This window comes from Actinokineospora iranica, assembly GCF_900101685.1.
In the GTDB taxonomy this organism is placed as follows: domain Bacteria; phylum Actinomycetota; class Actinomycetes; order Mycobacteriales; family Pseudonocardiaceae; genus Actinokineospora; species Actinokineospora iranica.
The window spans coordinates 204,500-216,722 of record NZ_FMZZ01000006.1 but is presented as its reverse complement, the minus strand read 5'-3'; the positions used below and the strand labels follow the sequence as shown (position 1 = coordinate 216,722).

Annotated in this window: 10 protein-coding genes; 8 read left to right on the top strand and 2 right to left on the bottom strand. The window is 69.5% G+C overall.

The window, feature by feature from the left end:
- Window positions 1-9: 9 nt before the first annotated feature.
- Entirely contained in the window at window positions 10-975 is a 966-nt protein-coding gene (gene trpS / locus BLS56_RS14720) for a tryptophan--tRNA ligase (protein WP_091450619.1), read from the bottom strand.
- A 189-nt stretch (window positions 976-1,164) separates the two neighbouring features.
- On the opposite strand from trpS, the gene BLS56_RS14715 reads away from it, so the two are divergent.
- Complete coding sequence (locus tag BLS56_RS14715) at window positions 1,165-1,464, top strand: YciI family protein (protein WP_091450617.1); 300 nt, start codon at window positions 1,165-1,167, stop codon at window positions 1,462-1,464.
- Between the two features lie 28 nt (window positions 1,465-1,492).
- Here BLS56_RS14715 and BLS56_RS31415 read toward each other — a convergent pair whose 3' ends face one another.
- Entirely contained in the window at window positions 1,493-1,651 is a 159-nt protein-coding gene (locus BLS56_RS31415; RefSeq protein ID WP_175482830.1) for a hypothetical protein, read from the bottom strand.
- 214 nt (window positions 1,652-1,865) lie between these two features.
- On the opposite strand from BLS56_RS31415, the gene typA reads away from it, so the two are divergent.
- The 7 genes from typA (at window position 1,866) to BLS56_RS14680 (ending at window position 12,100) form a co-directional block, all read left to right on the top strand.
- Window positions 1,866-3,785: a translational GTPase TypA gene (typA, locus tag BLS56_RS14710; protein WP_091450616.1), complete on the top strand. Its 1,920-nt coding sequence runs from the start codon at window positions 1,866-1,868 to the stop codon at window positions 3,783-3,785.
- Window positions 3,786-4,189: 404 nt separating this feature from the next.
- Window positions 4,190-5,848, top strand: a complete 1,659-nt coding sequence (locus tag BLS56_RS14705; RefSeq protein ID WP_091450614.1) for an ABC transporter family substrate-binding protein — start codon at window positions 4,190-4,192, stop codon at window positions 5,846-5,848.
- Between the two features lie 235 nt (window positions 5,849-6,083).
- Window positions 6,084-7,880 (top strand): ABC transporter family substrate-binding protein, encoded by a 1,797-nt coding sequence (locus tag BLS56_RS14700; RefSeq protein ID WP_091450612.1) that lies wholly within the window; start codon window positions 6,084-6,086, stop codon window positions 7,878-7,880.
- A gap of 120 nt (window positions 7,881-8,000) precedes the next feature.
- Window positions 8,001-8,999 (top strand): ABC transporter permease, encoded by a 999-nt coding sequence (locus BLS56_RS14695; RefSeq protein WP_091450611.1) that lies wholly within the window; start codon window positions 8,001-8,003, stop codon window positions 8,997-8,999.
- Between the two features lie 52 nt (window positions 9,000-9,051).
- The gene (locus BLS56_RS14690) at window positions 9,052-9,930 is read left to right on the top strand and encodes an ABC transporter permease (protein WP_091450609.1); all 879 of its coding nucleotides are present in this window, start codon (window positions 9,052-9,054) and stop codon (window positions 9,928-9,930) included.
- The gene (locus BLS56_RS14685; RefSeq protein ID WP_091450608.1) at window positions 9,930-11,114 is read left to right on the top strand and encodes an ABC transporter ATP-binding protein; all 1,185 of its coding nucleotides are present in this window, start codon (window positions 9,930-9,932) and stop codon (window positions 11,112-11,114) included. The genes BLS56_RS14690 and BLS56_RS14685 overlap by 1 nt, the downstream gene beginning before the upstream one ends.
- On the top strand, window positions 11,111-12,100 hold the full coding sequence (locus tag BLS56_RS14680) for an ABC transporter ATP-binding protein (protein ID WP_091450606.1): 990 nt from the start codon (window positions 11,111-11,113) through the stop codon (window positions 12,098-12,100). The genes BLS56_RS14685 and BLS56_RS14680 overlap by 4 nt, the downstream gene beginning before the upstream one ends.
- The last annotated feature ends 123 nt before the right edge of the window (window positions 12,101-12,223 follow it).

Below are 12,223 nucleotides of genomic sequence, written 5' to 3'. Positions count from 1 at the left end.
CCATGGCGTTCAGCCGACGCCGGACAGGCGTAGGGCCGCGGCGAGGCGGTGGGCGCCGCGTTCGGTGGCGCGGGCCGCGCCGTGCGCGCGGACTCGGTCCAGTTCGGCCGGGTCCCGCAGCAGATCCATCGCCCGGGTGCGGATCGGCCGCAGTTCCTCGATCACCGCTTCGGCCGCGGCGTTCTTGACCTCCCCGTAGGACCGGTAGGCGGCGGCGGCCTCCCGTGGGGACTTGCCCAGGCAGGCCGCCAGGATCTCCAGCAGGTTCGCCAGGCCGGGCTGCTCATCGGGGCGGTACTCCAGGCGCGCCTCGCCGTCGGTCACCGCGCGGCGGATCTTGCGGCGGATCAGGTCGGGATCGTCTAGGACGAACACCGTGCCCGCCGCGTCCTGTGTGGACTTCGACATCTTCCGGCCGGGGTCGGACAGGTCCATGACCCTGGCCGCGGTCGGCGGGGTCACCGCCGTCGGCACGGTGAAGACCTCGCCGTAGGTGGTGTTGAAGCGCCGCGCCAGGCTCCTGGCCAGTTCGACGTGCTGGGTCTGGTCCTCGCCGACCGGGACCTCGTCCGCGCCGGACAGCAGGATGTCTGCGGCCATCAGGACCGGGTAGGTCAGCAGGCCGAGCCGGACCATGCCCTGGCTGTCGGACTTCTGCTTGAACTGCGTCATCCTGGCCGCCTCCCCGAACGAGCACGCGCACTCCAGCACCCAGCTCAGCGCCCCCAGTTCCCGCACCAGGTCGGACTGGACGAACACCTGGTCGGCGTCGATGCCAGCGGCGACCAGCACCGCCAGCAGCTCGCGGGACAGGGCGCGCAGCCGCGCCGGGTTGTAGGACACCGTCATGGCGTGCAGGTCGCTGACGAAGTACAGGTCGCCGGGACGGCCCTCGCAGGCCCAGCGCCGGACGGCGCCCAGGTGGTTGCCGATATGGGCGTGGCCGGACGGGGTGATCGCGGACAGGCGGGTCATCTTCGGGTTTCTCCTTGTCAGAGCCCACCCGAACAGCGAAAAGGCCGCCCGAGTGGGCGGCCTGGGGTTGCTCAACGCATGGCTGTCAGGGCCGCCGGTCGGCGGCCTGCCACAGGGAGACGTTGAGAGTTCGCATCGATGCGACGTTAGCGCGCGCGGAACCGGAGCGCCACGGTTTACCGTGAAACCATGTTCGTCGTACTGATCACTTACACGGCTCCGCTGGAAGAGATCGACTACGCGCTGCCAGACCACGCGGCATGGCTGAACAGGCAGTACGAGGCTGGCTACTTCCTGGCCTCGGGGCGCCGGAACCCGCGCACCGGCGGGGTGATCATCACCCGGCCGATGAGCCGGGACAAGCTCACCGCCCTGCTGGCGACCGACCCGTTCTCCGAGCGGAGCCTGGCGCACTACGAGATCATCGAGTTCCAGGCGAGCCGCACGTGCCAGGAACTCGCGCTGCTCAACGAGGCGCTGACGGGGTGACGCGACCCTGACGCCGGTGGCGTGCGGCTCAAGCGGCCTTGCGCAGCTCGGCCTTGACCCGCTTGAGGGCCAGGACCGGGCACTTCTTGCAGGCCGACTTCGAGCGGCAGCACTTCTTCTTGACTTTGCCCTTTTTCATGAGCTTCTTCACCGCGTCGGCGGGCGTGCCCGCGTGCTTCGCGCCCATTCCCGCTGCTCCGTTCGTCGGTGAACCGTTCGCCTTAGGGTAGGTTAACCTTCCTTGATCGCCGGGTGGTGCTGGTCACACCGGGCCGGGAGGTATCCTGTTGTAGCCAGTAGCAGCTTGTTTGCTGCGCCGGGCGCCCCCTTCAGCGTCGACCCGCTGTTGACCGGATCTGTGGGCTGCCCTCAACGTCTGAGAAGGAACCAGGAGCACGCGCGTGCCCACAGCGACCGCCAGCGCCCCGCTGACCGCGACCGAAACCCGTAGGAACGATCTTCGCAACGTCGCGATCGTCGCGCACGTCGACCATGGGAAAACCACCCTGGTCGACGCGATGCTCCGCCAGTCGGGGGCCTTCGCCGCCCGCGCCGAGCTTGTCGACCGGGTCATGGACTCCGGCGAGCTCGAGCGGGAGAAGGGCATCACGATCCTGGCGAAGAACACCGCCGTCCGCCGCCAGACCCCAGACGGCCCGGTCGTCATCAACGTGGTCGACACCCCCGGCCACGCCGACTTCGGCGGCGAGGTCGAGCGCGGCCTGGCCATGGTCGACGGCGTGCTGCTGCTGGTCGACGCCAGCGAGGGCCCGCTGCCGCAGACCCGCTTCGTGCTCCGCAAGGCGCTGGCCTCCGGCCTGCCCGTGGTGCTCGTGGTCAACAAGGTCGACCGGCCAGACGCCCGCATCGCCGAGGTCGTCGAGGAAACCCACGACCTGCTGCTCGACCTGGCCTCCGAGCTGGACGACCTGGACGAGTCGGTCCTCGACCTGCCGGTCGTCTACGCCTCAGCGCGCGCCGGGCGGGCCAGCCTCACCCAGCCCGAGGACGGCGGCCTGCCCGACAGCGAAAACCTCGACCCGCTGTTCGACCTGCTGATGGAGAAGGTGCCCGCGCCGCTGGCCGACGCCTCCGCCCCGCTCAGCGCCCTGGTCACCAACCTCGACGCGTCCAGCTTCCTCGGCCGCATCGCGCTCTGCCGCATCCACGCGGGCCGCATCCGCAAGGGCCAGACCGTGGCCTGGTGCCGCGAGGACGGCTCGGTCGGCAACGTGCGCATCACCGAGCTGCTGATCACCGAAGCCCTCGACCGCGTGCCTGCGGAAGAGGCGAGCGCAGGTGAGCTGGTCGCCATCGCGGGCATCCCCGAGATCACCATCGGCGACACCCTGGCCGACCCGGAGCACCCGATCGCGCTGCCCCGGCTGACCGTGGACGAGCCCGCGATCTCCATGACCGTCGGCGTGAACACCTCGCCGCTGGCGGGCCGCAACGGCGGCAACAAGCTGACCGCGCGGATGCTCAAGTCCCGCCTCGACAGCGAACTGGTCGGCAACGTCAGCGTCCGGGTGCTGCCCACCGAGCGCCCCGACGCCTGGGAGGTCCAGGGCCGAGGCGAGCTCGCCCTGGCCATCCTGGTCGAGCAGATGCGCCGCGAGGGCTTCGAGCTGACCGTCGGCAAGCCCGAGGTCGTCACCCGCCAGATCGACGGCAAGCTGCACGAGCCGTTCGAGCGGCTCACCGTGGACGCGCCAGAAGAGCACCTGGGCGCCATCACCCAGCTCCTGGCCGCCCGCAAGGGCCGCCTTGAGCACATGGGCGGCCACGGCACCGGCCGGATCAAGGTCGAGTACGTCGTCCCGTCCCGCGGCCTGATCGGCTTCCGCACCGACTTCCTCACCGAGACCCGCGGCACCGGCATCGCCAACGCCATCTTCGAGGGCTACTTCCCCTGGGCGGGCGAGATCCGCAGCCGCCACTCCGGCTCCTTGGTCGCCGACCGGCAGGGCCCGGTCACGGCTTACGCCATGCTGCAACTCGCCGACCGGGGCACCTTCTTCGTCGAGCCCGGCGCCGAGGTCTACGAGGGCATGGTCGTCGGCGAGAACCCCCGCGCCGAGGACCTGGACGTGAACGTCACCAAGGAGAAGAAGCTCACCAACATGCGCTCCTCCTCCGCGGACGTCATGGAGACCCTGGCCAGGCCCCGCAAGCTGAGCCTGGAAGAGGCCCTGGAGTTCTGCGCCAACGACGAATGCGTCGAAGTCGCCCCCGACGTCGTCCGCGTCCGCAAGGTCATCCTCGACGCCACCACCCGAGGCCGCCAGCGCTCCCGCGACAAGGCCAGGGACCAGAAGTAACTCCCGACTCGCGGCGCAGGCACCCCCTGCGCCGCGAGTTATCCAGCCGCGAGTTGTCCACAGGCAAGATCGTTCCCACCTGGATTGTCGGCCTGCCCCGGTAGACTGGAGCAGGGCAGGCCCCCAGGGTGGGTGGGGTTTGTTGTGGGGGCTGTGGGGCGGCGGATAGAGGTCTTTCGCGGGCATGGTGCGGCCTGCGCGCCTACCCACCTGCCTGGCCTCACCAAGCTCGCCAAGTGCTCGACGGGTGGAGTGGCAATCCCGCCCTCCTGTCAACGAAACCCGGCCCTGCGAGCAGACCCCGCAAGCCGCAGGCAACCAGCAGCAAGCAAAAGGCCACCTGCAACCCCCGCACCCGAATCTGAAAGCATGGTCGGACCTGGGGGAGGAGGACTGACGTGCGGATGAGGACCTGGGCCGCCCTGGCCGCCGCCGCGGCCTGCTTAGCAGGCTGCACCAACGCGCCCCCGCCGCCGCTGGTCACGACCGAGGTGGCCCGCACCGCGCCCACCCGCCAGCCCAACCCCGGCGAAGCCGTCGTCGGCGTCGACAGTCTCCGCGGTGGTTACAACCCGCACAAGCTGTCCGACCAGTCCACGATCACCACCGCGCTCGCCAGCGTCCTGCTCCCCTCGGTGTTCCGCCCGGCCGCCGACGGGACGCCCACCCTGGACCGCACGCTCATGGTCTCCGCCGAGGTCACCAAGGCCGAGCCGTACACGGTGACCTACCGGCTGCGCCCGGAAGCCTCCTGGTCGGACAGCGCCCCCATCGCCGCGGAGGACTTCGTCTACCTGTGGGAGCAGCTTCGCGAAGAGCCGGGTGTGGTCGACGGCGCGGGTTACGCGCTCATCGAGAACATCTCCGCGCGGGAGGCGGGCCGGGTTGTCGAGGTGACCTTCGCCAAGCCCTACCCGGGGTGGCGGAGCCTGTTCACCGGTCTGCTGCCCGCCCACCTGCTCAAGGACATTCCTGGCGGCTGGGCGAACGTGCTGCGTGACGGTTTCCCGGTCAGCGGCGGCCCGTTCGCGATGAAGGGGCTTGACCGCGACCGCGGCGAGGTCGTGTTGGAGCGCAACGACCGCTACTGGGAAGAGCCGGTGCCGCTGGACCGGATCATCTTGCGCCGCGGCGATGTCAACGGCATCGCGGGCGCCCTGCGCGCTGGGCACAACCAGATCGCGCTGACCACGCTCGACGCCGAGGGCAGCGCCGCTTTCGCGAGTCTGCGGCCCGCGGCGACCACGCAGACCGTGCCGCGGCCGACCGTCGCGACGGTCCTGCTCCGGCCGGTCACCTCGGCCATGAGCGACCAGCGGGTCCGCGCCGCCGTCGCCGCGCTGGTCGACCGGGCCGCCGTGGTGCGGGCGGGCACGGACGGGGGGCAGGCGGGCACGCTGCCCGCCAACGCCCAGGTGCTCGCCCCCAGCGCGCCCGGGTACACCGCGACCGCGCCCGCCGGGCCAGACCCGGCGTTGGCGGAGAGCCTGTTCACGGAGGCGGGCTACACCAGGGTCAACGGCAGTTGGGCGCTCGGCGACGCCCCGCTCAACCTGGTCATCGGCGCCCCGGAGGAACAGCCGGAGTATGTGGCGATGGCGCGGGAGGTGCAGCGTCAGCTTTCCGCCGGTGGCGTGCGGTCGCGGCTGGTCACCCCGTCCGGGGAGGGGCTGTTCACCGACCTGCTCGCCCCCCGCGCGACCGCCCCGGCGACCCAGGTCGACCTCGCCGTGGTCCCGCAGCCCGCCGCAGGCGACCCGGCCACGGTGCTCGCCACCCGGTTCGGCTGCGCGCGGACCGAGCCCGCGACCCCGGCCAACCCGGCGGGCTTCTGCGACCCGACCGTCCAGCAGACCATCGACGCGACGCTGACCGGGGCCATGGCGCTGCCGGACGCGCTGACCCAACTGGAGCCCGCCCTGTGGGACCTGGCGGTGGCGATCCCGCTGTATCAGGAAGCTGACACGCTCGTCGTCCGACGCGAGATGACCGGGGTGACCGTGGGGCCGCCGTTCGTCGGCCCGTTCGCGACGGCCCCGCTGTGGCGGCGGACGATCCAGTGAGCTAGCCCACCCAGAGCAGCGCCGGTTTTCGTTACCTACTGTCTGGTAACAGTCGCGTTTCGTGTCCGCACCGGGAGTCACCCTTTGGTCACGATCGACCGATGACCGGTGACCGGGACCACGCTCTGTTCCTAGCGTCCCCCTCTAGTGCGCCGCCCAACGGTCGTTGGGGGCGTGATGGGTTGGGCTCCGATCGGTCGGACCGGCCGTGTTGGGCCCTGTGCTAGGAGGGCACGTGTCGACTAAGCGAAGCTCGCTGCCTATCGCGGCGGTCGTGGGTACCTCGCTCTTACTGAGCGCTTGCGGCGGTACGACGGGGGACGGCGGCGGCGCCACCGAGCCCACGGGCGACGTCGCGGCGATGGCGGTCTCGAAGGGCCAGTCGGGCGACGAGTACACCTCGCCCGAGGTGCCGCAATCCAGCGACACGTTCATCGTGTCGACCGACAACCCGTACACGGCGTACAACAACCAGACCTCGGACGCCAACAACTCCTACAACGCCTTCGCGCTGACCATGGTGCTGTCCGGCGCGTACAAGCTGGACGGCAACAACAAGGTCTTGCTCAACAAGGACGTCATGGAAGGCGTCGAGGTGACCAGCGAGTCGCCGCAGACGGTCTCCTGGAAGATCAAGCCCGGTGTCGTCTGGTCCGACGGCGAGGCGTGGGACTGCGACGACTTCTACCTGACCTGGCTCAGCCAGGCGGGCAAGGCGAAGGGCGCGGACGGCAAGGACCTGTTCCTCGCCGCGGGCACCACCGGCTATGAGCTGGTCGACAAGGTCGAGTGCAAGACCCCGACCGAGGTCGTCACCACCTTCAGCACCACCTACCCGGACTACAAGGGCCTGTTCGGTGTGCGGAACGACATCCTGCCCGCGCACGTCCTGGAGAAGGCGACCGGTGTCGCGGACGTCACCACGCTGACCCCGACCGGCGGCGACCAGGCCGCGCTGGCCAAGGCCGCCGAGTTCTGGAAGACGAAGTGGAACGGCTTCGACGCCGCCCTGATGCCCTCGTCCGCCCAGTACGTCATCACCGCGTTCGAGCAGGACAGCTCGGTCACCCTGGAGCGCAACCCCAAGTGGGCGGGCAAGCCCGGCGGCCCGGCGAAGATCGTGCTGCGCGGCATCTCCGACCAGGTCGCCCAGGCCCAGGCCCTGGAGAACGGCGACGTCCACGTCAACTCCATGGCCCAGCCCGACGTCAACGCCGCCGAGCGGCTGCGCGGGCTGTCCGGCCAGAAGGTGGTCTTCGGCGCGGCCAACGGCCTGTCCTTCGAGCACCTGGACCTGAACTACAAGAACAAGTGGCTCGCCGACGCCGCCGTGCGCAGGGCGTTCATGCAGTGCGTCAACCGCGAAGAGTTGACCGACAAGCTGATCCGGCCGGTGCTGGAGAACGCGAAGCCGCTCGGCTCGCTGACCTTCTTCCAGGGTGAAGAGGGCTACACCGACAACTACGCGCAGTACAAGGGCGACGCGGCCGAGGCCAAGAAGACCCTGGAAAGCGCGGGCTTCACCTTCGGCGGCGACGGCTTCGCGGCCAAGAACGGCGAGAAGGTCACCCTCAAGATCAGCCATACCGCGATCCCGCGCCGCAAGCAGACCGTCGAGCTGATCCAGTCCCAGTGCAAGGCGGCTGGCTTCGAGATCGTGGACGACACCGACTCGAACTTCCTCGACACCCGGGTCAGCAAGGGCGACTACGACATCGCGCTGTTCGCCTGGTCGGCCGCGCCGTTCAAGTCCCAGCAGAAGTCGATCTACGAGACCGGCGGCGGGCAGAACTGGTCGGCCTACAGCAACCCCAAGGTGGACGCGGCGTTCAACGACGGGGTGAGCAACCTCGACGAGGCCAAGAGCCGGGCGGCTTACCAGGAAGCCGACAAGCTCCTCGCCGCCGACAACTACTCGCTGCCGCTGTTCCAGCTCCCGAACATGTGGGCGTTCAAGAGCATCGACAAGGTTTACTTCCAGTCCTACAACGGCGCGCTCTGGAACGCCAACGAGTGGGTCAAGACCTCTTAACCCGCGCCTCTTAGCCGACGGTAGTGGTCGGCGAGTCGTTCCGGACGAGACAGGCGGGGCCGGACCACAAGTCCGGTCCCGCCTTCCGGGCGGAGCGTGCCCCATCCGAGGAGGTCTGACGTGATTCGCTTCATCACCAGACGGCTGCTGATCTCCGTCCCGATCCTGCTGGTCGGCAGCTTCCTGTGCTTCTTCATGGTCGCCGGGGCCGGGAACCCGGTGGCCGAGTTGCGGGCGAAGCCGGGCGTCACCGAGGCCCAGGTCCGCGCCCTGGAGGTCAGCCTCGGGCTCGACCAGCCGATCATCGTGCGCTACTGGACGTGGCTGGTGAACTTCCTGCGGGGCGACTGGGGGCAGAGCATCGCGCTCGGGCAGGCCAAGGTCGACATCTTCGACTCGGTCATGCGCGGCCTGTGGGTCACCGCCCGGCTGGTGATCGGCGCGGAGGTGCTGGCCATCGTCTTCGGCGTCGCGGTCGGCGTGCTCGCCGCCGTGAAGCAGTACTCGATTTTCGACTACATCGCCACGTCCAGCGCGTTCCTGATGTTCTCGATGCCCGTGGTGTGCGTCGCGGTCATCCTCAAGACCTACGGCATCCAGTTCAACAACCTGCTGGAAAGCCTGGGCATGGACCGGTGGCTGACCACCGTCAGCCCGGCTGAGGGCGGGTTCAGCGGCGGCTTCGGCGACTGGCTGTTCTCCTACACCGGCACGTACCTGCTGCCGACGCTGACCCTGACGCTGATCAGCTTCGCCGCCTACAGCCGCTTCCAGCGCGCGTCGATGCTGGAGACGCTGAACTCCGACTACGTGCGCACGGCCCGCGCGAAGGGCATCTCGCAGCGCCGGGTGATCTTCCGGCACGCGTTCCGCAACGCGATGATCCCGGTGACCACGCTGTTCTCGCTCAACGCGGCCGTGCTGTTCTCCGGGGCGATCATCACCGAGACCGTGTTCGGCTGGAAGGGGATGGGCAACTTGCTGGTGCAGTCCGTCCGGACGTTCGACCCCAACATGCTGATGGGTTGGCTGATGGTCACCGCCGCGCTGGTCGTCGTGTTCAACCTGGTTGCCGACCTCATGTACGGCATCCTCGACCCGAGGATCCGCCTTGCCTAGCGACCCGAGAGCCAACCCCTCGCAGCCCAGCGGCGTCCCGGCCGCCGGAACCGTGGTGACCGGCGAGTTCGACGCCACCAAGGCGCGCAAGCAGAGCACCCTGGTGCTGCGCCGCTTCTTCCGCCACCGCCTCGCCGTGGCGAGCCTGGCCGTGTTCACCCTGATCGTGCTGTTCGGCCTGCTGGGGCCGCTGTTCTGGACGATCCCGGTGGACGACACCACCAGCCGCGGCTACCTGCCGCCCAGCCCGGCGCACCCGCTGGGCACCAACCAGACCGGCAAGGACATGCTGGCCCAGCTCATCGTGGGCACCCGGCTGTCGGTGCAGATCGCGTTGGTCGTCGCGCTCGGCTCCACCATTGTCGGCGTCGCTCTAGGCGCTCTCGCCGGATATCTGCGCGGATTCGTGGATAGCGCTATCAGCCGGTTTACCGACCTCATGCTCATCATCCCGCAGATCGCGGTCGCCGCGATCCTGGTACGCGCGTTCGACGGGAGCTGGTACACCGTCGCGTTCATCCTGGCCGCGTTCGCCTGGATGCAGACCGCCCGGATCACCCGGGGCGAGACGCTGTCGCTGGCGCAGCGCGAGTTCATCGAGGCTGCCCGCGCGGCGGGCGCGCGCACCCGGTGGATCATCTTCCGGCACCTGGTGCCGAACATGGTCGGCACGATCACCGTCAACACCACGCTCGCGGTCGCCACCGCCGTGCTGTCGGAGGCGGCGCTGTCGTTCATCGGGCTGGGCGTGCAGCCGCCGGACACCTCGCTGGGGCTGATCATCAACGAGAACTACTCGCAGATCACCAGCAGGCCGTGGCTGTTCTGGGGGCCGTTCGTGGTGATCGTGCTGCTCTCGCTCGCGGTGAACTTCATCGGCGACGGGCTGCGCGACGCGTTCGACCCGAGGCAGACGAAGGTGCGTGCCTGATGACCGCGACCATGACCGACGCGACCATGACCGACTCGGTGCTCGCCGTCGAGGACCTGTCGGTGACCTTCCCGACCGACGACGGCGACGTCCACGCGGTGCGCGGGGTCTCCTACCGCCTGCGCCCGCGCGAGGTGCTGGGCATCGTCGGCGAGTCCGGCTCCGGCAAGTCGGTGTCGTCGATGGCGGTGCTGGGCCTGCTGCCCGCAGGCGCGAAAGTCACCGGCTCCATCCGCTACCGCGACCGCGAGCTGGTCGGTTTGTCCTACAAGGACATGCGGAGCGTGCGCAACAACGGCGTCGCGATGATCTTCCAGGACCCGATGACGTCCCTGAACCCGGTCTACACGATCGGCTGGCAGCTCGCCGAGGCCTACCGCGCCCACCACGCGGTGTCGAAGAAGGCGGCGTGGGCCAAGGCCGTCGAGGCGCTGGACCTGGTCGGCATCCCGCGGCCGGACCGCAGCGCCAAGCAGTACCCGCACGAGTTCTCCGGCGGGATGCGCCAGCGCGTGGTGATCGCCATGGCCATCATCAACGACCCGGACGTGATCATCGCCGACGAGCCGACCACCGCGCTCGACGTGACCGTGCAGGCGCAGATCCTGGAGACGCTGCTGCGCATCCGCGACGAGACCGCGACGGCCATCGTCATGATCACCCACGACCTCGGCGTCGTGGCGGGCATGGTCGACCGGGTGCAGGTCATGTACGGCGGCACGGTGGTCGAGTCCGGGCCCGTCGACGAGCTGTTCGACTACCCGAGGATGCCCTACACCGTCGGCCTGCTCGGCTCGCTGCCCAACCCGGCCGCGCTCGGCAAGCGGCTCACCCCCATCAAGGGCGCGCCGCCGTCGCTGATCAACCTGCCCACCGGGTGCGCGTTCTCCCCGCGCTGCCCGCTCGCCGAGGACGAGTGCCGCACGGCCGAGCCGCTGCTGCTGCCCACCGAACGGGCCGACCACGCCACCCGGTGCCACCGCTGGCAGCACCTGTCGACCCTGAGCCGCCCGCAGTCGCTGTTCGAGCACGAGGAGATCGGCGTGATGGAGAACCCGGCCGCGCTCACCACGGCCGACCCGGACATGCCGGTGATCGAGGAATCCCCGTCCGGTGATTCCGTCGTGGTCGATTCCAATGCGGTTGATTCCATTGCTGCGGAAGAGAAAGGCGGGCGGGCATGACCGGGGAGCCGCTGCTGCGCGTCGACGCCCTGGTCAAGTCGTTCCCCGTGCGCGGCGGCGGGATCATCCCGCGCACGGTCGGGCACGTCCAAGCCGTCTCCGGGGTCAGTTTCGACCTGCGCGAGGGCGAAACACTCGGCCTGGTCGGCGAGTCCGGCTGCGGCAAGACCACCACCGGACGCGCGATCCTGCAGTTGCACAAGCCCACTTCCGGGTCCGTCCGGTTCTCCGGCCGCGAGCTGACCACGCTCACCGCCGCGCAACTGCGCCCGCTGCGCCGCGACATGCAGATCGTCTTCCAGGACCCCTACGCCTCGCTCGACCCGCGCTGGCAGGTCAACGACGTCGTCGCCGAGCCGCTGCGCATCCACGGCCGGGCCACCGGCGTCCAGCACCGGGTGGACGAACTGCTCGAACTGGTCGGCCTCAACCCCGAGCACCGCAACCGCTACCCGCACGAGTTCTCCGGCGGCCAGCGCCAGCGCATCGGCATCGCCCGCGCCCTGGCGCTGGACCCGAAGCTGATCGTGCTGGACGAGCCGGTGTCCGCGTTGGACGTCTCCGTGCAGGCGGGCGTGGTGAACCTGTTGGAGGAACTGCAAGAGCGGCTCGGTCTGGCCTACCTGTTCGTCGCGCACGACCTGTCGGTGGTGCGGCACATCTCTGACCGGGTCGCGGTGATGTACCTGGGAAAGATTGTCGAGATAGGCGACCGGGACGCCATTTACGGCCACCCCAGCCACCCCTACACCCAGGCGCTGCTGTCCGCGGTCCCGGTGCCCGATCCGCGCCTGGAGCGGCAGCGGCGGCGCATCGTGCTCACCGGCGACGTCCCGAGCCCGGTCTCCCCGCCCTCTGGCTGCCGGTTCCGCACCCGCTGCTGGAAAGCCCAGGACATCTGCGCGGAAGAGGAACCGCCGCTGCGCGCGCACGGCGCCACCCTGTCCGCTTGCCACTTCGCCGAGGAACGGGCTGTCTTGCCATAGTCTGTCTCGCCGCAGAGCACTGTTTGCCTTACCGCAGTGTTCTTCCGTGGCGCGGCGTGCGGGCGTAGTACTGTCTGCCAACGGGGGACACCTCCCCCGCCACGGTGCGCGGCGCTCGTTCGC

Bases quoted from the DNA above. Each gene is read 5' to 3' on its own strand.
- trpS (WP_091450619.1), bottom strand. From the start codon at position 975: ATGACCCGCCTGTCCGCGATCACCCCGTCCGGCCACGCCCATATCGGC.
- BLS56_RS14715 (WP_091450617.1), top strand. From the start codon at position 1,165: ATGTTCGTCGTACTGATCACTTACACGGCTCCGCTGGAAGAGATCGAC.
- BLS56_RS31415 (WP_175482830.1), bottom strand. From the start codon at position 1,651: ATGGGCGCGAAGCACGCGGGCACGCCCGCCGACGCGGTGAAGAAGCTC.
- BLS56_RS14705 (WP_091450614.1), top strand. From the start codon at position 4,190: ATGAGGACCTGGGCCGCCCTGGCCGCCGCCGCGGCCTGCTTAGCAGGC.
- BLS56_RS14685 (WP_091450608.1), top strand. From the start codon at position 9,930: ATGACCGCGACCATGACCGACGCGACCATGACCGACTCGGTGCTCGCC.
- BLS56_RS14680 (WP_091450606.1), top strand. From the start codon at position 11,111: ATGACCGGGGAGCCGCTGCTGCGCGTCGACGCCCTGGTCAAGTCGTTC.